This is a genomic window from Pseudomonas sp. ANT_H12B (assembly GCF_008369325.1).
Taxonomy (GTDB): Bacteria; Pseudomonadota; Gammaproteobacteria; order Pseudomonadales; family Pseudomonadaceae; genus Aquipseudomonas.
In genome coordinates this window covers 192,860-215,157 of the sequence record NZ_VOBI01000009.1, presented here as the reverse complement: position 1 = coordinate 215,157, position 22,298 = coordinate 192,860, and the positions used below count along the sequence as shown (strand labels likewise).

Annotated in this window: 23 protein-coding genes; 3 read left to right on the top strand and 20 right to left on the bottom strand. The window is 59.0% G+C overall.

Features of this window, described 5'->3' with window-relative positions; translation table 11 throughout:
- Positions 1-43: 43 nt before the first annotated feature.
- On the bottom strand, positions 44-811 hold the full coding sequence (locus tag FQ185_RS16255; RefSeq protein ID WP_149418287.1) for a sulfite exporter TauE/SafE family protein: 768 nt from the start codon (positions 809-811) through the stop codon (positions 44-46).
- Between the two features lie 185 nt (positions 812-996).
- Here FQ185_RS16255 and xseA point away from each other — a divergent pair, with 185 nt between their 5' ends.
- Positions 997-2,376, top strand: a complete 1,380-nt coding sequence (gene xseA, locus FQ185_RS16250) for an exodeoxyribonuclease VII large subunit (RefSeq protein ID WP_149418286.1) — start codon at positions 997-999, stop codon at positions 2,374-2,376.
- Between the two features lie 3 nt (positions 2,377-2,379).
- Complete coding sequence (locus tag FQ185_RS16245) at positions 2,380-3,201, top strand: peptidoglycan DD-metalloendopeptidase family protein (RefSeq protein WP_149418285.1); 822 nt, start codon at positions 2,380-2,382, stop codon at positions 3,199-3,201.
- Positions 3,202-3,265: 64 nt separating this feature from the next.
- On the opposite strand, the gene FQ185_RS16240 is transcribed toward FQ185_RS16245, so the two are convergent.
- Positions 3,266-3,622 carry a hypothetical protein gene (locus tag FQ185_RS16240; protein ID WP_149418284.1) on the bottom strand — a complete coding sequence of 119 codons (357 nt, stop codon included), beginning with the start codon at positions 3,620-3,622 and terminating at the stop codon, positions 3,266-3,268.
- Positions 3,623-4,020: 398 nt separating this feature from the next.
- Between FQ185_RS16240 and leuA the strand changes: the two genes are divergently transcribed.
- On the top strand, positions 4,021-5,700 hold the full coding sequence (gene leuA, locus FQ185_RS16235) for a 2-isopropylmalate synthase (protein ID WP_149418283.1): 1,680 nt from the start codon (positions 4,021-4,023) through the stop codon (positions 5,698-5,700).
- Positions 5,701-5,798: 98 nt separating this feature from the next.
- Here leuA and FQ185_RS16230 read toward each other — a convergent pair whose 3' ends face one another.
- The 18 genes from FQ185_RS16230 to FQ185_RS16145 form a co-directional block, all read right to left on the bottom strand.
- Positions 5,799-6,590 carry an amidohydrolase gene (locus FQ185_RS16230; RefSeq protein ID WP_149418282.1) on the bottom strand — a complete coding sequence of 264 codons (792 nt, stop codon included), beginning with the start codon at positions 6,588-6,590 and terminating at the stop codon, positions 5,799-5,801.
- Entirely contained in the window at positions 6,578-7,726 is a 1,149-nt protein-coding gene (locus tag FQ185_RS16225) for a pyridoxal phosphate-dependent aminotransferase (protein ID WP_149418281.1), read from the bottom strand. The genes FQ185_RS16230 and FQ185_RS16225 overlap by 13 nt, the downstream gene beginning before the upstream one ends.
- Before the next feature lie 152 nt (positions 7,727-7,878).
- Positions 7,879-9,348 carry a ribosome biogenesis GTPase Der gene (der, locus tag FQ185_RS16220; RefSeq protein WP_046046039.1) on the bottom strand — a complete coding sequence of 490 codons (1,470 nt, stop codon included), beginning with the start codon at positions 9,346-9,348 and terminating at the stop codon, positions 7,879-7,881.
- Between the two features lie 141 nt (positions 9,349-9,489).
- Positions 9,490-10,641: an outer membrane protein assembly factor BamB gene (bamB, locus tag FQ185_RS16215; RefSeq protein ID WP_149418280.1), complete on the bottom strand. Its 1,152-nt coding sequence runs from the start codon at positions 10,639-10,641 to the stop codon at positions 9,490-9,492.
- Positions 10,634-11,275, bottom strand: coding sequence for a tetratricopeptide repeat protein (locus tag FQ185_RS16210; protein ID WP_149418279.1), 642 nt, complete (start codon positions 11,273-11,275; stop codon positions 10,634-10,636). The genes bamB and FQ185_RS16210 overlap by 8 nt, the downstream gene beginning before the upstream one ends.
- A gap of 40 nt (positions 11,276-11,315) precedes the next feature.
- Positions 11,316-12,605 carry a histidine--tRNA ligase gene (hisS, locus tag FQ185_RS16205; protein WP_033061472.1) on the bottom strand — a complete coding sequence of 430 codons (1,290 nt, stop codon included), beginning with the start codon at positions 12,603-12,605 and terminating at the stop codon, positions 11,316-11,318.
- A 23-nt stretch (positions 12,606-12,628) separates the two neighbouring features.
- Positions 12,629-13,738, bottom strand: a complete 1,110-nt coding sequence (gene ispG, locus FQ185_RS16200) for a flavodoxin-dependent (E)-4-hydroxy-3-methylbut-2-enyl-diphosphate synthase (RefSeq protein WP_149418278.1) — start codon at positions 13,736-13,738, stop codon at positions 12,629-12,631.
- Positions 13,739-13,741: 3 nt separating this feature from the next.
- A complete protein-coding gene (locus FQ185_RS16195) occupies positions 13,742-14,770 on the bottom strand; it encodes a RodZ family helix-turn-helix domain-containing protein (protein WP_149418277.1) in 1,029 nt (342 codons plus the stop codon).
- Positions 14,770-15,528 carry a type IV pilus biogenesis/stability protein PilW gene (pilW, locus tag FQ185_RS16190; protein WP_149418276.1) on the bottom strand — a complete coding sequence of 253 codons (759 nt, stop codon included), beginning with the start codon at positions 15,526-15,528 and terminating at the stop codon, positions 14,770-14,772. Before pilW ends, FQ185_RS16195 begins: the two co-directional genes overlap by 1 nt.
- A gap of 12 nt (positions 15,529-15,540) precedes the next feature.
- Positions 15,541-16,689, bottom strand: coding sequence for a 23S rRNA (adenine(2503)-C(2))-methyltransferase RlmN (rlmN, locus tag FQ185_RS16185; RefSeq protein ID WP_059403385.1), 1,149 nt, complete (start codon positions 16,687-16,689; stop codon positions 15,541-15,543).
- 28 nt (positions 16,690-16,717) lie between these two features.
- Positions 16,718-17,143 carry a nucleoside-diphosphate kinase gene (gene ndk, locus FQ185_RS16180; protein WP_007916882.1) on the bottom strand — a complete coding sequence of 142 codons (426 nt, stop codon included), beginning with the start codon at positions 17,141-17,143 and terminating at the stop codon, positions 16,718-16,720.
- 92 nt (positions 17,144-17,235) lie between these two features.
- Positions 17,236-17,436 carry a Fe-S cluster assembly protein IscX gene (gene iscX / locus FQ185_RS16175; RefSeq protein WP_149418275.1) on the bottom strand — a complete coding sequence of 67 codons (201 nt, stop codon included), beginning with the start codon at positions 17,434-17,436 and terminating at the stop codon, positions 17,236-17,238.
- 14 nt (positions 17,437-17,450) lie between these two features.
- Positions 17,451-17,792: an ISC system 2Fe-2S type ferredoxin gene (fdx, locus tag FQ185_RS16170; RefSeq protein ID WP_123368317.1), complete on the bottom strand. Its 342-nt coding sequence runs from the start codon at positions 17,790-17,792 to the stop codon at positions 17,451-17,453.
- 2 nt (positions 17,793-17,794) lie between these two features.
- Positions 17,795-19,657: a Fe-S protein assembly chaperone HscA gene (gene hscA, locus FQ185_RS16165; RefSeq protein WP_149418274.1), complete on the bottom strand. Its 1,863-nt coding sequence runs from the start codon at positions 19,655-19,657 to the stop codon at positions 17,795-17,797.
- 51 nt (positions 19,658-19,708) lie between these two features.
- Complete coding sequence (hscB, locus tag FQ185_RS16160) at positions 19,709-20,230, bottom strand: co-chaperone HscB (protein ID WP_149418273.1); 522 nt, start codon at positions 20,228-20,230, stop codon at positions 19,709-19,711.
- Between the two features lie 8 nt (positions 20,231-20,238).
- Positions 20,239-20,562, bottom strand: coding sequence for an iron-sulfur cluster assembly protein IscA (gene iscA / locus FQ185_RS16155; protein ID WP_093426158.1), 324 nt, complete (start codon positions 20,560-20,562; stop codon positions 20,239-20,241).
- 34 nt (positions 20,563-20,596) lie between these two features.
- Positions 20,597-20,983, bottom strand: coding sequence for a Fe-S cluster assembly scaffold IscU (gene iscU / locus FQ185_RS16150; protein ID WP_003443374.1), 387 nt, complete (start codon positions 20,981-20,983; stop codon positions 20,597-20,599).
- A gap of 83 nt (positions 20,984-21,066) precedes the next feature.
- A complete protein-coding gene (locus tag FQ185_RS16145) occupies positions 21,067-22,281 on the bottom strand; it encodes an IscS subfamily cysteine desulfurase (RefSeq protein WP_149418272.1) in 1,215 nt (404 codons plus the stop codon).
- Between the last annotated feature and the right edge of the window lie 17 nt (positions 22,282-22,298).

Genomic DNA, 22,298 nt, shown 5'->3' with positions numbered 1-22,298 from the left:
CGGGCTTGCTCGCTCTCACAATTGGCATCAGGGCAGCCTTGCGTCAGGCGCTCAGATAACGCCCGACCAAGGCGATCCCGCTGGCCAGCACCAACCAGGTCACCAGCCGTACAAACGCCTCACGGGACAGGCGCATGGTCAACCGTCGGCCGACCCACAACCCCAGCGCCATCGCCGGTAACAAACACAGCGCCAGCACCAACAACGGCAGTTCGGCATAAACACCCGCGATGGCAAACAGGCTCAAACGCACCACGGTGCTGCAACTGATCAGCGCACTTTGGGTGGCCCGGGCCGCGTCCTTGGGCAGCCGACTGTTCAGATAGATCGCATATAAAAAGCCCCCACTGCCAAACAACGCCCCGAACATCCCGCCCACCGTGCCCATCGGCACTGCCCAACCGGCGGACAATTGCGTCGGCCGGGTTTTGACCCACAGGCTGTAAATCGCATAGGCGCTGATAAACAGCCCCATCAACAGCAGCAACAGATCGGATTTCAGGTTCAGCAGAAAAATCACACCCAACGTGCAACCCACCGCCATGCACGGCAGTAATCGCAGCAATTCCGGCTTGGCCACATCCCGGCGCGAGGGCAGCAGATTGCCGAACGCGGCGACGAAATCCAGCAGCACCAGCAACGGCACGATCTTCGACAGCGGCATGAACAGAATCAGAATCGGCCCCGCCACCAATGCCGTGCCGAAGCCGGCAATGCCGAACACGATGTAAGCCAGGGCGATGCCCAACCCGATCACCAGCCAATCCGTTGTGCCGAATGGCCATTGGTTTAACAACTCAAGCACATTCATCCGCATGCCTTCCTTGAATATCGCTGACGACGTCTCCCCCTGTGGGAGCGGGCTTGCTCGCGAAAGCGGTGTGTCAGTTGATGTAGATGCTGAATGTTAAACCGTATTCGCGGGCAAGCCCGCTCCCACAAGGATTTTCGCTGACTCATGGAGATTGATTGCCGAATGCCTTTATCATGCGCCCCATGATTAAAGATCCTTTTGCAAGACTCGGCCTGGACCGTGAAGTTCTGACTGTCAGCCAGCTCAACGGCCGTGCGCGGGTGTTGCTCGAAGACGTGTTCAGCAATATCTGGGTCGAAGGCGAAATCTCCAACCTCGCCCGGCCGGCGTCCGGCCATGTGTATTTCACCCTCAAGGACAGCGGCGCCCAAGTGCGTTGTGCGCTGTTTCGGCAGAACGCTGCGCGGGTTCGTCAGGCGTTGAAGGACGGGCTGGCGGTCAAGGTGCGTGGCAAGGTCTCGTTGTTCGAGGGCCGTGGCGACTATCAGCTGATCCTCGACACCGTGGAACCGGCCGGCGACGGCGCTCTGCGCCTGGCCTTCGACGCGCTGAAAGAAAAGCTCAGCGCCGAAGGCCTGTTCAGTGCCGAACGCAAAGTGCCGCTGCCGGCCCATCCGCAACGCATCGGCATCATCAGTTCGCCCACCGGTGCGGTGATTCGCGACATCATCAGCGTCTTTCGCCGCCGCGCGCCACAGGTGCAGCTGACGCTGATCCCCACGGCCGTGCAAGGTCGCGAAGCCACCGCGCAAATCGTCCGCGCACTGAAACTGGCAGACGCCCGTGGCTTCGATGCGCTGATCCTGGCCCGTGGCGGTGGTTCGCTGGAAGACCTCTGGTGTTTCAACGAAGAAGCCGTGGCCCGCGCCGTGGATGCCTGCGTGACACCGATTGTCAGCGCCGTCGGCCATGAAACCGATGTCTCGATCAGTGACTTCGTGGCCGACGTTCGCGCCCCGACGCCTTCCGCCGCCGCCGAATTGCTCGCGCCGGATTCCAGCGACCTGGTGCGTCGGGTTGAAAGCCTGCATCGACGGCTGGTGATGCGCATCCGCGACCGGTTGATGCGCGATCGACTGCGCCTGGAAGGCATGTCGCGCCGACTGCGTCATCCCGGCGAACGCCTGCGTCAGCAAGCACAACGCCTGGATGATCTGGACATGCGCATGCGCCGCGCCTTCGAACGTAATCTCAATACCCGTCGCGAACGGCTGATTCGTCTGGAAACCCGCCTCGCCGGGCAACATCCCGGGCGGCAACTGGCAATGCTCCGTCAGCGCCTCGACAGCCTTGCTGAACGCCTGCCCCGCGCCATGCGCGAAGGTCTCAAGGGGCGTCGCCTGCAACTGCAAAGTCAGGTGCAGACGCTGCAGGTGGTCAGCCCGCTGGCGACCCTTGCCCGTGGTTACAGCATTTTGCTGGACGAGCGCGGCAATGCGATCCGTAGCGCCGAGCAAACCCACACCGGCCAGCGCCTGAAAGCCAGACTCGGCAACGGCGAGCTGCAAGTGCGGGTCGAAGACAATCACCTGACGCCTGTCACCCTTTCTTTACTGGATTGATCCATGCCGCGTTTTTTAGCTCCGCTGCTGTTGCTGTGCCTGACCTTCAACGCCCACGCCGACAGTTACATCACTCGTCTGCTGAACAAACCGGTGCCGGGGGGCGTGGCGGTGGTGGACCTGGGTGCTGCGGTCCAAGCGCCGAAAGCCACGTATCAAGGCAAACCGGTGCTGGTGGTCAAGGAACAGAGCACTTGGCTGGCGATTGTTGGCGTGCCGTTGACGGTTAAGCCGGGCACGCAGCAAGTCAGCAGCGGCGGCCGCAATCTGGGTTTTACCGTTGGCAACAAGAAATACCCGGAACAGCACATCACGCTGAAGAATAAGCAGCAGGTCAATCCGGACCCGCAAAATCTGAAGCGTATCGAAGGGGAACTGGCCGAGCAGATCCAGGCTTATCGCAGCTTCAGCCCGAACACCCCGAGCAATGTGCTGCTGGACAAACCGGTCAACGGCCCGCTATCGAGCAAGTTCGGCGTGCGCCGCTTCTTTAATGGTGAAGAGCGCAATCCGCATGCGGGCCTGGACTTCGCCGTGCCTGCCGGTACGCCAATCAAGACGCCGGCGGCGGGCAAGGTAATTTTGATCGGTAATTACTTCTTCAATGGCAACACGGTGTTTGTCGATCACGGGCAGGGTTTTATCAGCATGTTCTGCCACATGTCGAAAATCGACGTAAAGGTTGGCCAGCAATTGGCCCGTGGTGGAGTGGTCGGGAAAGTGGGTGCCACCGGACGCGCGACCGGGCCGCATATGCACTGGAACGTCAGCCTGAATGATGCGCGGGTTGATCCGGCGATTTTCATTGGGGCATTTCAGCCGTAAATAGTTGTTGAGGCTACCGGCCTCTTCGCGGGCTTGCTCGCGAAGGCGGCCTCACTGGCGCCGCTTATTCCGCGTCCAGGTCCTCAATCCCATGGACTTCCCTGTGCGCCAGACACTCCTTGATCCAAGCCTGGGTTTCCTCCGAGAAGCCAGCCAATTCTTCAGGGGTGATCAACTCATGAGTACACAGCCCCAGCAAGTGAGCAGGCGCCTCACTGCGTGAGTGACTGAAAACACCAAACGCCCAATACAGCTCCTGCTGACCGGCCTTCAACCGCTCTTCACTGGCTTCAATACGCTCATAAGACTTAATGCTTTTATCCAGCACCGTGCGCTCGACCTCCTCCATGATCCGCACACACATTCGCTCATGGGCCAACGGACGCAGCGCGCTATAAAGCTTCCAATCCGAATCGTTCATTGCCGACTCCTGCCTGCCAGTAGTCCTTGGTGAGGCTTTAAGAATAGCTGCGCTGACACATCCCATCAGCCGAAGCTTTCAATTGCGCATCGATCGAACCTCGCGCAAACATAAAAACAATCACCGCCATTCACCGCAATAAAATCTCGATAACCGCAACTTTTCGAGTATTCCTCTCAATTTTTTTCGACTGCTTGCCATCCTTCACTCTCGCGGTTAGGGTTGAGGGCATGAAAACCTCTCACACCCTCATTCAGCTTCGCCAGCACCGCAGCCTGTGCCTTGTCAGTGCACGACTGCCGGGCTGAATCGCGGTGCCTCGTCTTACGCTTTTCCCCAAGAACATTTGATCCACCGGCAGGCCGCCTCTTTTCGGCCCACACAATAAGGATTTCCCGATGAGCATGCTCAAAGACCCGTCTTCGAAATACCGCGCGTTCCCGACTATCGACATCCCGGACCGCACCTGGCCGTCGAAGACCATTACCGCCGCACCTATCTGGTGCAGCTCGGACCTTCGTGACGGCAACCAGTCGCTGATCGAGCCGATGGACGCGGTCAAGAAGCTGCGTTTCTGGAAAACCCTGGTGTCGGTGGGCGTGAAGGAAATCGAAGCCTCGTTCCCGGCCGCGTCGCAAACCGACTTCGACTTCGTGCGCACCCTGATCGAAGGCAATCACATCCCGGACGACACCACCATTCAGGTGCTGACCCAAGGCCGTGAAGACTTGATCGAGCGCACCTTCGAATCCCTGCGTGGGGCGAAGAAAGCCATTGTTCACTTGTACAACGCGACCTCCCCTTCCTTCCGCCGGATTGTCTTCAATCAAGACAAGGACGGGATCAAGGAAATCGCCGTGAGCGCGGCCAAGCTGTTCGTCAAATACGCCGCCCAGCAACCGAATACCGAGTGGACCTTTGAGTACTCGCCGGAAACCTTCAGCGCAACCGAACTGGAGTTCGCCAAGGAAGTCTGCGACGCAGTCATCGAAGTCTGGAACCCGACGCCTGAGCACAAGGTGATTCTCAACCTGCCAGCGACCGTCGAATGCGCCACCCCGAACATCTATGCCGACCAGATCGAGTGGTTCGGTCGTCACATCAACCGTCGTGACAGCGTGATCATCAGCCTGCACACACACAACGACCGTGGTACTGGCGTTGCCGCCACCGAGCTGGGCCTGATGGCCGGCGCCGACCGTGTCGAAGGCTGCCTGTTCGGCAACGGCGAGCGTACCGGTAACGTCGACCTCGTGACCGTGGCACTGAACCTCTACACCCAGGGCATTCACCCTGAGCTGGACTTCTCCGACATCGACGGCGTGCGCAAAGTCGTCGAAGAGTGCAACCAGCTTCCAGTGCACCCGCGTCACCCGTACGTCGGCGACCTGGTTCACACCGCGTTCTCCGGCTCCCACCAGGACGCCATCCGCAAGGGCTTCGCCCAGCAGAAACCGGACGCCCTGTGGGAAGTGCCGTACTTGCCGATCGACCCGGCCGACATCGGCCGCAGTTACGAGGCGGTGATCCGCGTCAACAGCCAGTCGGGTAAGGGCGGTATCGCTTACCTGTTGGAACAGGAATACGGCATCAGCCTGCCGCGCCGTATGCAGATCGAGTTCAGTCAAGTGGTGCAGCGTGAAACCGATCGCCTGGGCCTGGAGATGACCGCCAAACAGATTCACGCGTTGCTTCACAGCGAGTACTTGCAGGCCAACACCCCGTACGCGCTGGTCAGCCACCGCCTGCAGGAAGAAAACGGTCACAGCGCCGTGGAAGTGGAAGTCTCCAGCAAAGGTCAGGGCGAAACCAACCTGCACTGGCGTGGCAAGGGCAATGGTGCGCTGGAAGCCCTCGTGGCCGGCCTGCCGATCCCGGTGGAGATCATGGACTACAACGAACACGCCATCGGCGCGGGCACCAATGCCAAGGCTGCGGCCTACATTGAACTGCGGGTGAACGGTGAGCGTGCGGTGCACGGCGTCGGTATCGATGAAAACATCACCACCGCCAGCTTCAAGGCCCTGTTCAGCGCGCTGAACCGTTCCCTGAGCCAGCCGGAAGCGAAAGCGGCGTAAGCTTCGCTGAAATGCAAAAAGGCCCCTAGGTGAAAACCCAGGGGCCTTTTTTGTTAATCGCTGTTGATCGTTCCCACGCTCTGCGTGGGAACGATCGGTTACGTGAACTCGAAGGTATCGGCATCCAGGTTTGCCGGAAAACGCGTGCGGTAAGCTTGAAGGTCGGCAGCATTCAGAACGACCTGAAATACCCCATCCGCTTCGCCAGCACTGAACAATGTCTCACCCTGGAAATCCAGCACCTGGCTATCACCGGTGTAGGCAAACCCCTTTCCGTCAGTACCAACGCGATTCACCGCCGCCACGTAGCAAAGGTTTTCGATCGCCCGCGCCGGTAGCAAACGGTTCCAGTGCAGGCGTCGTGCGCCCGGCCAGTTGGCGGTGTACAACAATAGGTCGGTGTCCTGCGCATCGCGGCTCCAGACCGGGAAGCGCAGGTCGTAGCAAATCAGCGGCCGCACTCGCCAGCCCTTGAGTTCAAACTGCACCTGACGCTCACCCGGCGTGTAGTGGTTATGCTCGCCCGCCATGCGGAACAGATGGCGCTTGTCGTAGTGCCACACCTCCCCGTCCGGCCGCGCCCACAACAGGCGATTGCGATGACTACCGTCAGCAGCCTGGACGATGATGCTGCCGGTGATCACCGCATCGAATTTCGCCGCCTGAACCCGCAGCCATTTGCTGGTGGGACCATTTTCCGACTCGGCGAGGGTTTCCGACTCCATCGAAAAACCGGTGGTAAACATCTCCGGCAGGATGATCAGGTCAGCCCCGCGAGCCTGCTCGAACAATTGCTCGAAATGCTCCAGATTGGCCTGACGGTCGTGCCAGGCCAGGGTGGTCTGGATCAACGCAATGTTCAGATTGGGCAGTGCACTCAGATCACGCATAGTTTTGCCGCTGCTTCACGCAGGGTCTCCTCGCGTTTGGCGAAGCACAAGCGCACCAGACGCTGGCCTTCGGGCGGTTTCTGGTAGAACACCGAGATCGGGATGCTCGCCACGCCATGTTCGCGGGTCATCCACAGCGCCATCTCGACGTCGTTAAGGTCCGGGCGGATCTGCGAGTAATCGACCAACTGGAAATACGTACCGGTCACTCGCGTGAAACTGAAGCGCGATGGCGTCAGCAAATCGCAGAACAGGTCACGCTTGGCCTGATAGAAACCCGGCAGTTCTTCCACATGTTCCGGGTGCTCGGCCATGAAGTCGGCCAAGGCATATTGCAGCGGCGTTACACCGCAGAAACTGACGTACTGGTGCACCTTGCGCAGCTCTGCGGTGAGCGCCGGCGGTGCCACCACGTAGCCGGTTTTCCAGCCGGTGACGTGATAGGTCTTGCCGAAGGAGCTGACCACGAAGGCACGTTGATACAGCTCTTGGTGATTGAGCACGCTGACGTGAGGCACGCCGTCGAATACCAGGTGTTCGTAGACTTCGTCGCTGACCACATAAATGTCGCGGTCGCGGATCAACGCCGCCAATTGATCCAGCTCGGCACGGCTGATCAGTGCGCCGCTGGGGTTGTGCGGGGTGTTGAGGATGATCATCCGAGTGCGCGGCGTAATGGCTTCGCCGAGCCTCTGGAAGTCGATGGAGAAATCATTCAGGCCCAACTGCACATGCACACAACGACCGCCGGCCAGCTCCACCGACGGCTCATAACTGTCGTAGGCCGGATCGAACACGATCACTTCGTCACCGCGGTGGATAACCGCCTGAATCGCGCAAAAAATCGCCTGGGTCGCACCGGGGGTGACCGTCACTTCGTGATCGACATCCACATTGACGCCGTAGCTGCGGGCAATCTTCGCCGCAATCTGCTGACGCAATGCCGGCAGGCCGGTCATCGGAGAATATTGGTTGTGGCCATTGGCAATATGCCGACCTACCGCATCGCACAAAGCCTTCGGGGCATCGAAATCGGGAAAACCCTGAGACAGGTTGATTGCCCCGGTTTGCGCTGCGAGCTGAGACATCTGAGTGAAAATAGTGATGCCGACATTTGGCAGCTTACTGGTGATCATCGGTGATTCCCTGCTCTACACCCGGCTCTACGGCGGCGCGGGAGATTCCGAGGATAGCCCAAACGGCGCCCATAAAAAAAGGGCGCCAATTGGCGCCCTTCTCTAATCTGATCGTTCCCGCACGGAGCGTCGGAACGATCAATCCACCTGAATCAGCGCTTGTCGCGGCGCTTCTTGTCGGCTTTCTTGTGGTGCGACATCATCCGACGCTTCTTGTTGACCTGGCGGTCGGTCAGCGAATTCTTGTTGCCTTCGTACGGGTTCTCGCCGCCCTTGAACTCGATGCGGATCGGAGTACCGACCAGTTTCAAGACACGACGGTAAGTGTTTTCCAGATAGCGCACGTAAGACTTCGGCACTTTCTCGATCTGGTTACCGTGAATCACGATGATCGGCGGGTTAGCACCGCCCAAGTGGGCATAACGCAGCTTGATCCGGCGGTTGTTGACCATCGGCGGCGCATGTTCACCAACCGCATCTTCCAGAATCGTGGTCAGGCGGTTGGTTGGCCAGCGGGTGACCGCAGACTTGAACGAGTTCTGTACGGAGGCGTAGAGGTTGCCCACGCCCGTGCCGTGCAGGGCCGAGATAAAGTGAATGTCGGCGTAGTCAACGAAGAACAGTCGACGTTGCAGCTCGACCTTCACGAAGTCGCGCTCGCTCGGTGTCATGCCGTCCCACTTGTTGATCGCGATCACCAGTGCACGACCCGACTCAATGGCGAAGCCCAGCAGGTTGAGGTCGTGGTCGACCACGCCTTCGCGGGCGTCCATTACAAAGATCACCACGTTGGCGTCTTTGATCGCTTGCAGGGTTTTGACCACGGAGAACTTTTCAACTTCTTCGTGGATCTTGCCGCGCTTGCGCACACCAGCGGTGTCGATCAGCGTGTACTTCTCGTCGTTACGCTCGAACGGGATGTAGATACTGTCGCGGGTGGTGCCGGGCTCGTCATAGACGATTACCCGGTCTTCACCGAGCATGCGATTGACCAGGGTCGACTTGCCGACGTTCGGGCGGCCGATGATCGCGATCTTGATCCCGTCTTTTTCGCTAGGGCCAGGAATGCGCTTGGCTTCCTCGCCTTCGGCAACGATCTCTTCCTCGCCTTCTTCCAGCTCGTCATCGTCTTTCGGGAAGTCGCTGAGGGCGATTTCCAGCATCTGGGTGATGCCACGACCATGTGCACCGGCGATCGGGATCGCGTGGCCCATGCCCAACGGGGCGAACTCGGCGCGGGCCATTTCAGGGTCGATGTTGTCGACCTTGTTGGCAACCACGTAAGAACGCTTGTTACGTTTGCGCAAATGCTCGGCGATCATCTGGTCGGCGGCGGTGAAACCGGCCTTGGCATCTACCAGGAACAGAACGACATCCGCTTCTTCAATGGCCAGCAGCGACTGCTCGGCCATTTTTTCGTCCATACCGTGCTCGTCACCGGAGATACCGCCGGTGTCGACCAGAATGTAGGAACGCCCTTGCCACTTGGCCTCACCGTATTGGCGATCACGGGTCAGACCGGACAAGTCGCCGACGATGGCGTCGCGAGTCCTGGTCAGGCGGTTGAACAAGGTGGACTTGCCGACGTTCGGTCGGCCCACCAGGGCGATTACGGGAACCATGCGGCTCTCCACTTCGTTATTTCAGAAAATACAAAAGCCGCTGCGAGGCAGCGGCTGGTGCTCGGGGCAGCACTCGGGAGTGCTGCGAACCCCTTGATACCGGGGCCGCCTGGGGGGTTAACCCCAAGCATAGTCAAACCTTTACTTGATGGTCAGGGCTTCCAGTTTGCCGCTGTTGCCATACACATAAATCGTGTCGCCTACCACCAGCGGACGGGCACGCAGGCCGTCGCTGTCGATGCGTTCGCGACCGACGAAACGACCGTCCACCTGGCTTAGCAGGTGCAGGTAGCCTTCCATGTCGCCGACTGCAACGTAGCTGGAGAACACTTCCGGAGCCGACAGTTGACGGCGAGCCAGCGAATCGTTGCTCCACAAGGCTGTGGTGGAACGTTCGTCGACGCCTTCAACGGTGCCCGAAGACAGGCTCACGTAGACGCTGCCAAAACCCTGGGCGACACCGGCATAGCTGGAAGCATCACGTTGCCAGAGCTGACGACCGCTTTGCAGGTCCAGTGCCGCAACGCGACCCTGATAGCTGGCGACGTACAGCGTTTCGCCGGAAAGCAGCAGACCGCCGTCGATATCGACAACGCGCTCCAGTTCCGAACGGCCTTGTGGAATCGCTACACGTTGTTCCCATACCGGCACGCCGTTGGAAATATCGAGAGCGACCACTTTACCGGTCGACAGGCCAGCCACCGCAAGGCGGTTGGTGACGATCGGCGCACTGGTGCCGCGCAGGGTCAGGACCGCCGGGGTGCTGTCATACAACCAGCGCTGGGTGCCGGTAGCGGCATCCAGACCGATCAGACGGTCATCCTGAGTCTGAACCACCACCACGTCACCGTTGCTGACCGGCGGCGCGAGGACTTCACTGGACACGCGAGCGCGCCATTTCTCTTCACCGTTGATGGCGTCCAGAGCAACGATTTCGCCCTTGATCGTACCGATCATGACCAGACCGTAACTCACGCCAACGGCGCCAGACACAGGCAGCTCCAGATCTTTCTTCCATTTGACGTCGCCATTGCTGCGATCCATCGCCATCACCACACCGGTGACATCGGCGGCATAGATGGTATCGCCATCGATCGCCGGAACCAGCATGTTGTACGTTTCGCCCTGACCGTCACCGATCGAACGACTCCACTGCTTTTGCAGAACCACTTCTTCTTTGAAGTCGGACAACTCGGCCGGAGGCAATTCTTTTTTGCTGTTGCTGCTGCAACCCGCGGCCAGTATGGCCAGAGCCAGCAATGCTGCATGTTTCCAACGAATCACGTCACGCATCCCCTTTGGCCAGGTCATCCAGCTTGATTTGTAAGCCACCGACCGCCGCTTCATCCGACAGTGCTGCCTTGGCTTTTTGATACGCCGCGTTCGCTTCGTCGGTACGACCCAGCTGCACCAGCAGGTCGCCCTTGAGCTCTTCGCGGGTGGCCAGGAATGCTTTATCGGCATCGCCTTCGAGCAGTTTCAACGCTTCATCGGCCTTGTTCTGCGCGGCCAGAACCTGCGCCAGGCGCTGACGGGCGATTTCGCCCAATGCCGGGTTTGCGGGTTTGGCGGTAATGGCTTTCAGCTCGCTGGCTGCGTCATCCAGCTTCCCGCTGTCGACCGCGACTTTCGCCATGAACAGGCTGCCGTATTGCGCGTAAGCGGTGCCGCCGAACTCACTATTGAGCTTGCCGGCCAGGTCCGAAACACGAGCGGCATCAGGCTTGCCGTCAGGCGTGAGCGTGGTTTCCAGCAATTGCTGATAGAGAATCGAGGCGCCTTGCGACTGATTGCTCTGATACTTGTGATAGGCCTGCCAGCCGAACACGATGACCAGCGCCAACAGGCCGCCAGTGACCAGGGGCTTGCCGTTGCGTGTCCACCAGTCCTTCAAATCCGACAGCTGTTCGTCTTCGGTACTCGACACCCCAATACTCCTTAATCGCTAAATCGGCTGTTTGACAGCTTCAACCCTGCACGACGCAGGTGGCCAGGTGTGCAGCAAGCGCATCCCAGGCAATGCTTTGTTGTTCGCCCTGGCCACGCAGGGGTTTGAAACCTACCACTTGCTGGGCCATTTCGTCGTCACCGAGGATCAGCGCGTACAGCGCACCGCTCTTGTCGGCCTTCTTGAACTGGCTTTTGAAGCTGCCGGCACCGGCATTGACTTGCAGGCGCAGGTTGGGCAATTGATCACGAACACGTTCACTCAGGGCCAGACCGGCAAGCTCGGCGGCTTCACCGAAGGCGCAGAGATAGACGTCGACCTGACGGGAGATTTCTTCCGGGATCTGCTCCAGGGTTTCCAGCAGCAGCACCAGGCGCTCGATCCCCATGGCGAAACCTACGCCGGGGGTCGGCTTGCCGCCCATCTGCTCGACCAGACCGTCGTAACGACCGCCGGCACACACGGTGCCTTGCGCGCCCAACTTGTCGGTGACCCATTCGAAAACGGTCTTGCTGTAGTAATCCAGCCCGCGAACCAGCTTCGGGTTGATGACATAAGGAATGCCAGCGGCGTCCAGACGAGCCTTGAGGCCCTCGAAGTGCACACGGGATTCTTCGTCGAGGTAGTCGGCCATTTTCGGCGCATCGACCAGCACGGCTTGCGTGTCAGCGTTTTTGGTATCCAGAACCCGCAGCGGGTTGGTCTTCAGACGGCGCTGGCTGTCTTCGTCCAGCTTGTCCAGGTGCGCCGACAGGAACTCGACCAACGCTTCGCGATAACGACCGCGGGACTCAGCGGTACCCAGGCTGTTGAGCTCAAGTTTGACTGCATCACGGATGCCCAGCTCGCCCCACAGGCGCCAGGTCAGCACGATCAGTTCGGCGTCGATGTCCGGACCGTCGAGGTTGAACACTTCGCAACCGATCTGGTGGAACTGGCGATAACGGCCTTTCTGCGGACGTTCGTGGCGGAACATCGGGCCGATGTACCAGAGTTTCTGCACCTGCCCACCGCCGGTGATGCCGTGCTCGAGCACCGCACGCACACAGGCCGCTGTGCCTTCAGGGCGCAGGGTCAGGGAATCGCCGTTGCGATCGTCGAAGGTGTACATCTCTTTTTCGACGATGTCGGTCACTTCACCGATGGAGCGCTTGAACAGCTCGGTGAATTCGACGATGGGCATGCGGATCTGCTTGTAACCGTAGTTATCCAGCAGACGCGAGACGGTGCCCTCGAAATGACGCCACAGGGGAGTCTGTTCGGGCAGGATGTCGTTCATGCCACGAATGGCTTGCAAAGACTTGCTCACTAAAAATCCTTAAATTCGTTCGATCAGCCGCGGGCGATTACTGCCGCATCGGCTTCGACCTTTTCGGCCGCTTTCTGGCGAATCAAGCGTTCAAGCTCATCCACCAGATTGTCATTCGTCAGTTTCTGCGACGGCTTGCCGTCGATGTAAATCAGGTTTGGCGTGCCGCCGGTCAAGCCGATATGGGCTTCCTTGGCTTCACCCGGCCCGTTGACCACGCAACCGATGACCGCGACATCCAGCGGCACCAGCAGATCTTCGAGGCGCCCTTCCAGCTCGTTCATGGTTTTGACCACATCGAAGTTCTGCCGCGAGCAGCTCGGGCAGGCGATGAAGTTGATGCCACGGGAACGCAGATGCAGGGATTTGAGAATGTCGTAGCCGACTTTCACTTCCTCGACCGGGTCGGCCGCTAACGAGATGCGAATAGTATCGCCAATCCCTTCGGCGAGCAGCATACCGAGGCCCACGGCGGATTTCACCGTGCCTGAACGCAAACCACCGGCTTCGGTGATGCCCAGGTGCAGCGGCTGGACGATTTCCTTGGCCAGCAAGCGGTAAGCGGCGACGGCCATGAACACGTCGGAGGCTTTCACGCTGACCTTGAAGTCCTTGAAATTCAGACGTTCGAGGTGTTCGACGTGACGCAGGGCAGACTCGACCAGCGCAGCCGGGGTCGGCTCGCCGTATTTCTTTTGCAGGTCTTTTTCCAGGGAACCGGCGTTCACACCGATGCGGATAGGGATCCCGCGATCACGGGCGGCATCGACGACCGCACGTACACGGTCTTCACGACCGATGTTGCCCGGGTTGATCCGCAGGCAGTCAACGCCCAGTTCGGCAACGCGCAGTGCGATCTTGTAGTCGAAGTGAATGTCGGCGACCAACGGTACTTTGACCAGTTGCTTGATTTTGCCGAAGGCTTCGGCGGCGTCCATGTCTGGCACGGAGATCCGCACGATATCGACGCCAGCAGCTTCCAGACGATTGATCTGGGCCACGGTGGCGGCCACGTCATTGGTGTCGCTGTTGGTCATGCTCTGCACAGCGATAGGCGCATCGCCGCCAACAGGCACGTTACCGACCCAAATCTTGCGGGATTCGCGACGTTTGATTGGAGATTCGCCGTGCATGACTTATTGACCCAACTTCAGGCGAGCAGTCTCGCCACTGGTGAACGGAGCGACATCAACGACCTGCCCGTTGTAGCTAACCTGTGCGCCACGGGCGAAGCCCAGACGTACGGAAAACGGTGGTTTGCCGCTGACAGAAACATTTTCGCCTTTACGCTTGAGACCACTCAACAGCACTTTACCGCTGCCGTCAGTCACTTGCGCCCAGCAATCAGCAGTGAATTGCAGTTGAACCTGACCCTGGCCGGCAACCGGAGCAGCCGCCGCTGGAGCGGGAATGGTCGGAGTCACCGAAGCGCTCGCAGGCGGGTTCGATACAACAGGAGCAGTCGGGGCTGGCGCGACCGGAGTCGATACAACCGGCGCAGTGCTATGCGCGGGTGCCGCAGGCGTTGGTGCTGGTGCAACCGGAGCAGCAGGTTCGGTCGCTTCAGCTTCGGCAGGTGCTTCAGACGAAGTCTCGGCTTGCGGCAAGGCAAGCGCCGTGGCGCCGTCGGCCTGACCTTCCGCGACAGCCTGGTCTTCCGGCTCGTCCAGCGGATGGATCCGGGTGGTGCCGTCAGCGCCTTCGACTTCAACGTGTTCCGGGCTGAGGCTGATCAGGTCTTTGGTGCGCAATGAGGTTTGATCCTGCCACCAGACAAAACCACCGCCAATCACCGCGATCAGCAACAGCAGGCTGACAATTCGCAATATGGTGTGGGAAACCCGAACCGGTTCTTCGATACGACCCAGGCTATGAACGTTGCTGCCCTGGGAGTCGGTGCCGGTGGACTGGTCGAATTGCTGGACCAGTACGGTTTGATCCATACCCAACAATTTGGCATAGGCGCGAATATAACCGCGAGCAAAAGTATGCCCAGGCAGCTTGTCGAAAGCGCCGGCTTCCAGATTGCTCAGGGAATTGACGGTGAGGTTGAGCTTTAGGGCCACTTCGGCCAGCGACCAGCCATTGCTTTCGCGGGCCTGGCGCAAGGTGTCACCGGGATTAACGCGAGTCGCTGCTACAACTTCGGGATGCGCCGCTTTCATCATTGCTCCGACAGGTATTGCTGATATTCCGGCGTACCGGGATAGAGTCGTTTTAGTTGCAGGCCAAAACTGGCGGCCTTGTCGCGATCTTCAAACACTTTTGCCAGCCTGACGCCGAGCAATAGACTACGTGCATTTTGCTCGGTGAGCAGGCTAAAACGATCGTAGTAGTCACGCGCGGGCACATAATGCCTGTCTTCGAAGGACAACTCAGCCATTTCCAGCAATGCACGTGGCTGTTGGCGATTCAAACGCAGGGCTTTTTCCAGCTGCTGGCGGGCCAGATCACGCTGGCCGAGCTTGGAAGCGGTCATACCGAGGTTCTCGAACACCCGCGAACGCTCAGGATACAGGGTGTCGGCAGCGGCCTGTTCAAAGCGCTCGTAAGCCTCTTTATAACGTTTTTCCTGGAATAGAAAACTGCCGTAGTTATTCAGGATTCGAGCATCTGTGGGGCGGGAAGACAGCGCCTTGCGAAAATGCTGGTCTGCCAGCTCCGGCTCCATCTCGGCCTGAAACACCAGCCCCAGCGCTGCGTTGGCATCCGGGTCCGAGTCATCCAGGTCCAGCGCTTTCTTCAACGGTACTTTCGCCCGTTCGGTCATACCTTGCTGCAAGTACCCCAAGCCCAGCTGCACGTACGCGGTGCGCGCTTCGTCACGACCCTTGCTGGTCTTCATCGGGTTGAAATCGCCCGACAGGACACAGCCAGCACACAGGCTGGCCAACAGCAATAGCAGCGCTAAGCGCAGGGACATAGAGATCCTCTCTTAATTATTGTTCGCGGCGTTTTGCGCTATGTCGTTCTCGGCGCTCAACTCGCGCACGGCGATATAACGTTCGCTGCGACGGGTGCGATCCAGCACCTGCCCTACCAATTGGCCACACGCAGCATCGATGTCTTCACCGCGGGTGGTGCGTACGGTGACATTGAAGCCTGCATGGTGAAGCTGATCCTGGAAACGGCGAATCGCGTTGTTGCTCGGACGCTCATAACCGGAATGCGGGAACGGGTTGAACGGTATCAGGTTGATCTTGCACGGAATGTTCTTGAGCAACTCGATCATTTCGACCGCATGTTCGACCTTGTCGTTGATGTCCTTGAGCAACGTGTACTCAATGGTCAGCACGCGCTTCTCGCCCAAGGACGACATGTAGCGCTGGCACGACTCGAGCAGCATCTTAAGCGGATACTTCTTGTTGATCGGCACCAATTGGTTACGCAATGCGTCGTTTGGTGCGTGCAGCGACAACGCCAGGGAGACGTCGATGTGCTTGGACAGCTCATCGATCATCGGCACCACGCCCGAAGTGGACAGGGTCACGCGGCGCTTGGAGATCCCGTAACCCAGGTCATCCATCATCAGATGCATCGCGGCCACGACGTTGTCGAAGTTCAGCAGCGGCTCACCCATGCCCATCATCACCACGTTGGTGATGGCACGGTCGGCGGTCGCCGGGATGCTGCCGAACGATTTATTGGCAATCCACACTTGGCCGATGACTTCGGCGGCGGTGAGGTTGCTGTTGAAACCTTGCTTGCCGGTGGAGCAGAAACTGCAATCCAGGGCACAGCCTGCCTGGGACGAAACGCACAAAGTGCCGCGTTTGCCCTGGGGAATGTACACGGTCTCGACGCAGCTACCGGACGCCACGCGCACCACCCATTTACGGGTGCCGTCGGTGGAGATGTCCTCGCTGACAACTTCAGGACCGCGGACTTCGGCAATAGCCTTGAGCTTGTCGCGCAAGGCCTTGCTGACGTTCGTCATGGCGTCGAAATCATCGACGCCAAGGTGATGAATCCATTTCATTACCTGACCGGCACGGAAACGCTTCTCCCCGATTGAGTCGAAGAATTTTTCCATTTCCAGCTGAGTCAGACCCAGCAGGTTGGTTTTAACAGTCGATGTAGTCATGGATTCACCTTCACTCTTAAGCCAATGCTTAGCGAGTGGTTACTTCAGTAGCTGCGAAGAAGTACGAGATTTCGCGAGCAGCAGCGGCTTCGGAGTCCGAACCGTGTACGGCGTTGGCGTCGATGGAATCAGCGAAGTCAGCGCGGATGGTACCGGCAGCAGCTTCTTTAGGGTTGGTAGCGCCCATCAGCTCACGGTTCAGAGCGATAGCGTTTTCGCCTTCCAGAACCTGAACGACAACCGGACCGGAGATCATGAAAGCAACCAGGTCGCCGAAGAAACCACGAGCGCTGTGCTCAGCGTAGAAGCCTTCAGCTTCGGCTTTGGACAGTTGCTTCAGTTTCGAAGCTACAACGCGCAGGCCAGCTTTTTCGAAACGAGTGGTGATCTCGCCGATAACGTTTTTTGCAACAGCGTCAGGCTTGATGATGGAGAAAGTACGTTGAACAGCCATGGTGTAACTCCAGAAACGGTAATTTGTGAAAAATTAAACCCGCGAATTATACGCGGGTTCTTGGGTATTGCCTAACTGAGTACGGTGCAGACTCAGTCTGCTTCGTCGATCCAGGCGGCCTGAATGGCTTCAAGCACCTTCTCGCCACCGCGGGTCGGATCATCACTGAACTCCGGCAATGCCAACACCCATTTGTGCAGATCGACGAAGTTCACGTAGCGCGGGTCCGTATCCGGCCTGGATTCAGCCAGTTGGATCGCGATTTCCAGCACATCAACCCATTTCAGACTCATGTCAGTTCCTTGAATCAGTGCGGCGCTTCGGCCGCATGGTTGACCGAGTATTTCGGAATTTCGACGGTCAGGTCTTCAGTCCCGACGATCGCCTGACAGCCTAGACGCGATTGCGCCTCCAGACCCCAGGCACGATCAAGAAAGTCTTCTTCCAGCTCGTCCGCTTCTTCCAGCGAGTCGAAACCTTCGCGGATGATGCAGTGGCAAGTGGTGCAGGCGCAGACGCCGCCACAGGCGCTTTCCATCTCGATATGGTGTTCATGGGCCAGCTCGAGAATGGATGTACCGGGCTCAGCCTCAACAACCATGCCGTCCGGGCAAAACTTTTCGTGTGGCAGAAAAATGACCTGCGGCATCGTTATTCCTCAATCTCATTCAGGTTGCGCCCCGCCAGAGCGGCTTTCACCGTCGAGTCCAGGCGGCGGGCAGCAAAGGCGTCGGTCACTTGCGACAGACGCTTGGTCTGCTGCTCGATGGCGTAACCATCGGTGCCTTTCATCAGTTCGGTCAGTTCCTGCATCTGCAATTCGATAACCATCCGCTCTTCGGCGTCGAGCAAGCGTTCGCCGTCGACATCGAGGGCGGCCTGCACCGCCTCGATCAAGCGCTGGGCGTCAACCTGCTGCTCACGCAAGACACGGGCAACCTTGTCGTCGCTGGCGTGCTGGAACGAATCCTTGAGCATCTTGGCGATTTCGCCGTCGGTCAGACCGTAGGACGGCTTGACCTGGATGCTGGCTTCGACGCCCGAACCCAGCTCGCGGGCCGAGACACTGAGCAGACCATCGGCATCGACCTGGAAAGTCACGCGAATCTTCGCAGCACCGGCCACCATCGCTGGAATACCGCGCAATTCGAAGCGTGCCAGGGAGCGGCAGTCGCTGATCAGCTCGCGCTCGCCCTGCAATACGTGGATCGCCATGGCCGACTGGCCATCTTTATACGTCGTGAAGTCCTGGGCACGGGCGACAGGGATGGTGGTATTGCGCGGAATCACCTTCTCCATCAGCCCGCCCATGGTTTCCAGCCCCAGGGACAACGGAATCACGTCAAGCAACAGCAACTCATCGCCATCGCGCTTGTTGCCAGCCAATGTATCGGCCTGGATCGCAGCACCAATGGCTACCACTTGATCCGGATCGATTTCGGTCAGCGGCTCGCGACCGAAGGCTTCAGCGACCGCTTCGCGCACGCGAGGCACACGGGTCGAACCGCCCACCATGACCACCGCGTGCACTTCGTCCAGTTCGATGCCGGAATCGCGCACAGCGCGGCGACAGGCTTTCAGGCTGCGGGCAACCATTGGTTCGATCAGCGCATTGAAGGCTTCACGGGTCAGCTCGGTTTTCCAGTCGCCATAAGCGACTTCAACGGCCGCGACACTGGTCAGGGCTTCTTTGGCCGCACAAGCGGTTTGCAGCAGATTGCGTTGCGCACCTGGGTCGAGGTCGGCCGACAGACCGGCGCTCTCGATGATCCAGCCAGCAATGGCGTGATCGAAATCATCGCCGCCCAGGGCGCTGTCGCCGCCGGTAGCCAAAACCTCAAACACCCCGCCGGTCAGGCGCAGAATCGAAATATCGAAGGTGCCGCCGCCCAGGTCATAAATCGCGACCAGCCCTTCAGCGTGCTGATCCAGACCGTAAGCCACAGCGGCGGCAGTCGGCTCATTGAGCAGACGCAGCACGTTCAGACCGGCCAGTTTGGCCGCATCCTTGGTGGCTTGACGCTGAGCGTCGTCGAAATAGGCCGGAACGGTGATCACCGCGCCAACCAGCTCGCCACCCAATGTCGCTTCGGCGCGCTGACGCAGCACCTTAAGGATATCGGCGGAGACTTCGACCGGGCTTTTCGGGCCCTGGATCGTCTCGATGAACGGCATGTGCGACTCACCGCCAACAAAGCGGTACGGCAGTTGATCACCCAATTGCTTGACGTCGGATAGACCACGACCCATCAAGCGCTTGACCGACAGCACGGTGTTCAAAGGATCGGTGGCGGCAGCCAGCCTGGCCGACTCGCCGACTTCGACGCGATCGGCGTGATAGCGCACGGCAGACGGCAGGATGACCTGCCCGTCAGCGTCGGCCAGAGGTTCGGAAAGACCACTGCGCAATGCAGCGACCAGCGAATTGGTAGTGCCCAAGTCGATCCCCACAGCCAGACGACGCTGGTGCGGTTGAGGACTTTGGCCGGGTTCGGCGATCTGCAGTAGGGCCATCGTTATCAGGACTTATCTGTATATCAGGCGTGCGACCGGAGCGGCACTGGGTTAATCGTCGAGGCGCTCTTCTAACTGGCGCACTTCGTAGGTGAGCTTGTCGAGGAACTGCATGCGCCGCATCAGGCGTTCGGCCTGTTCACGTTGCGCCGCATCATCCCAACAGGCTGCGAAGCTTTCGTTCAGTTCATCCTGAGCGGTCTTCAGGCGACGCTTGAACACTGCAACACCCGCCAGGTCGGCGCTGTCTTGCAGGTCTTCGAGCTCTTCACGCAGCTCCATCTGCTGCAGAAGAAACTCCGGATCATGCACCGTGACCTCCAGCGGCAACTCGCGACCGCCCATGGCGAGCAAGTAACGCGCGCGCTTTGGGGGATTTTTGAGCGTCTGGTAGGCCTCGTTGAGGCTCGCGGATTGCTCTAGCGCCAGCCGCTGCTCGCGCTCGGAAGCGTCTGCAAAGCGGTCCGGATGAACACCGCGCGCCAACTCACGATAGCGCGTGGCCAACTGATCGAGATCCAGACGGAAGCTCGGTTTCAGCTCAAATAAAGCGAAATGACAAGGAGTACCCACGAGCAGCCTCAGATGTTGAAGCTTTCGCCGCAGCCACATTCACCGCGCACGTTGGGGTTGTTGAACTTGAAGCCTTCGTTCAACCCTTCCTTGACGAAATCGAGTTCGGTGCCGTCCAGGTAGGCCAGGCTTTTCGGGTCGATGATCACTTTCTCGCCGTGACTTTCGAACACCTGATCCTCTGCAACCACCTCGTCGACAAACTCCAGCACGTAGGCAAGGCCGGAACAGCCTGTGGTGCGAACACCCAGACGAATCCCTTCACCTTTGCCGCGCCCGTCGAGGGAGCGTCGCACGTGTTGAGCAGCCGCTTCTGTCATGCTGATAGCCATCGGTGACTCCTTACTCGTCGCCAAATCTTGAAAGTCAGATCAAGCCTTTCTTCTGCTTGTAGTCGCGAACGGCCGCTTTGATAGCGTCTTCAGCAAGTACGGAGCAGTGAATTTTTACTGGCGGCAGGGCCAGTTCTTCGGCCAGCTGAGTGTTTTTGATGGTCTCTGCTTCATCCAGAGTCTTGCCTTTCATCCACTCGGTCGCCAGGGAGCTGGAGGCGATAGCCGAACCGCAACCATAGGTCTTGAACTTGGCGTCTTCGATGATGCCTTGCTCGTTAACCTTGATCTGCAGACGCATCACGTCGCCGCATGCTGGAGCGCCGACCATGCCGGTGCCGACATCAGGGTCTTCCGCGTCCATCTTGCCGACGTTACGCGGGTTTTCGTAGTGGTCGATGACCTTTTCGCTGTAAGCCATGATTCTTAATCCTCACTCATCAGAGAGTCGCTCTTGAAGCCCTGAAACCTGGGTTTGCAGGGCTGGTTTGCGGCGACTTGAAATCAGTGTGCCGCCCACTCGATCTTCGAAATGTCGACACCGTCTTTGTACATATCCCACAGCGGCGACAGAGTGCGCAGCTTGGTAACGGCCTCGCAGACTTTCTGCGCGGCGTAGTCGATTTCTTCTTCGGTAGTGAAGCGACCGAAGGTGAAGCGAATCGAGCTGTGTGCCAGCTCGTCGTTGCGGCCCAGGGCGCGCAGCACGTACGAAGGCTCCAGCGAAGCCGAGGTGCAGGCCGAACCGGACGAAACCGCCAGATCCTTGAGCGCCATGATCAGCGACTCGCCTTCAACGTAGTTGAAGCTCAGGTTCAGGTTGTGCGGTACGCGGGCGGTCATGCTGCCGTTGATGTACAGCTCTTCCAGGCCTTCGACCTGCTTGAAGAAGCGGTCGCTCAGGGCTTTGATACGGACGTTCTCGGCAACCATATCTTCTTTGGCTACACGGAACGCTTCACCCATGCCGACGATCTGGTGGGTCGCCAGGGTGCCGGAACGCATGCCACGCTCGTGACCGCCGCCGTGCATGGTCGCTTCGATGCGAACACGCGGCTTGCGGCTGACGTACAGCGCGCCGATGCCTTTAGGGCCGTAGGTTTTGTGGGCAGAGAACGACATCATGTCGACTTTCAGCTTCGACAGGTCGATTTCGACTTTGCCGGTGGACTGAGCCGCGTCAACGTGGAACAGAATGCCCTTGGAGCGGGTCAGTTCGCCGATGGCTTCGATGTCGTTGATGGTGCCGATTTCGTTGTTCACGTGCATGACCGAAACCAGGATGGTGTCGTCACGCAGTGCAGCTTCGATCATGGCCGGGGTTACCAGACCATCAGTCTGAGGCTCGAGGTAGGTCACTTCGAAACCTTCACGCTCCAGCTGGCGCATGGTGTCGAGGACAGCCTTGTGCTCAATCTTGGTGGTGATCAGGTGTTTGCCTTTGGTGGCATAGAAATGCGCCGCACCCTTGATTGCCAGGTTGTCGGACTCGGTGGCACCGGACGTCCAGACGATTTCACGCGGGTCGGCGTTGACCAGGTCAGCGACCTGACGACGGGCGTTTTCGACAGACTCTTCAGCTTTCCAGCCGAACACATGGGAACGGGACGCCGGGTTACCGAAGTTTCCGTCGACCAGCAGGCATTCACTCATCTTTTGCGCGACACGCGGATCAACCGGGGTGGTCGCAGAGTAATCAAGGTAAATCGGCAATTTCATGGACTATCTCCTAAATC

What these genes read in the sequence shown, in the direction of transcription:
- hscA (WP_149418274.1), bottom strand. Translation starts at nt 19,657, where the DNA reads ATGGCCCTACTGCAGATCGCCGAACCCGGCCAAAGTCCTCAACCGCAC.
- FQ185_RS16230 (WP_149418282.1), bottom strand. Translation starts at nt 6,590, where the DNA reads ATGCGTGATCTGAGTGCACTGCCCAATCTGAACATTGCGTTGATCCAG.
- bamB (WP_149418280.1), bottom strand. Translation starts at nt 10,641, where the DNA reads ATGCGTGACGTGATTCGTTGGAAACATGCAGCATTGCTGGCTCTGGCC.
- FQ185_RS16240 (WP_149418284.1), bottom strand. Translation starts at nt 3,622, where the DNA reads ATGAACGATTCGGATTGGAAGCTTTATAGCGCGCTGCGTCCGTTGGCC.
- FQ185_RS16255 (WP_149418287.1), bottom strand. Translation starts at nt 811, where the DNA reads ATGAATGTGCTTGAGTTGTTAAACCAATGGCCATTCGGCACAACGGAT.
- FQ185_RS16195 (WP_149418277.1), bottom strand. Translation starts at nt 14,770, where the DNA reads ATGAAAGCGGCGCATCCCGAAGTTGTAGCAGCGACTCGCGTTAATCCC.
- FQ185_RS16225 (WP_149418281.1), bottom strand. Translation starts at nt 7,726, where the DNA reads ATGATCACCAGTAAGCTGCCAAATGTCGGCATCACTATTTTCACTCAG.
- FQ185_RS16145 (WP_149418272.1), bottom strand. Translation starts at nt 22,281, where the DNA reads ATGAAATTGCCGATTTACCTTGATTACTCTGCGACCACCCCGGTTGAT.
- fdx (WP_123368317.1), bottom strand. Translation starts at nt 17,792, where the DNA reads ATGCCGCAGGTCATTTTTCTGCCACACGAAAAGTTTTGCCCGGACGGC.
- iscX (WP_149418275.1), bottom strand. Translation starts at nt 17,436, where the DNA reads ATGAGTCTGAAATGGGTTGATGTGCTGGAAATCGCGATCCAACTGGCT.
- ndk (WP_007916882.1), bottom strand. Translation starts at nt 17,143, where the DNA reads ATGGCTGTTCAACGTACTTTCTCCATCATCAAGCCTGACGCTGTTGCA.
- xseA (WP_149418286.1), top strand. Translation starts at nt 997, where the DNA reads ATGATTAAAGATCCTTTTGCAAGACTCGGCCTGGACCGTGAAGTTCTG.
- der (WP_046046039.1), bottom strand. Translation starts at nt 9,348, where the DNA reads ATGGTTCCCGTAATCGCCCTGGTGGGCCGACCGAACGTCGGCAAGTCC.
- FQ185_RS16245 (WP_149418285.1), top strand. Translation starts at nt 2,380, where the DNA reads ATGCCGCGTTTTTTAGCTCCGCTGCTGTTGCTGTGCCTGACCTTCAAC.
- rlmN (WP_059403385.1), bottom strand. Translation starts at nt 16,689, where the DNA reads ATGACTACATCGACTGTTAAAACCAACCTGCTGGGTCTGACTCAGCTG.
- ispG (WP_149418278.1), bottom strand. Translation starts at nt 13,738, where the DNA reads ATGCACGGCGAATCTCCAATCAAACGTCGCGAATCCCGCAAGATTTGG.
- iscA (WP_093426158.1), bottom strand. Translation starts at nt 20,562, where the DNA reads ATGGCTATCAGCATGACAGAAGCGGCTGCTCAACACGTGCGACGCTCC.
- iscU (WP_003443374.1), bottom strand. Translation starts at nt 20,983, where the DNA reads ATGGCTTACAGCGAAAAGGTCATCGACCACTACGAAAACCCGCGTAAC.
- pilW (WP_149418276.1), bottom strand. Translation starts at nt 15,528, where the DNA reads ATGTCCCTGCGCTTAGCGCTGCTATTGCTGTTGGCCAGCCTGTGTGCT.
- leuA (WP_149418283.1), top strand. Translation starts at nt 4,021, where the DNA reads ATGAGCATGCTCAAAGACCCGTCTTCGAAATACCGCGCGTTCCCGACT.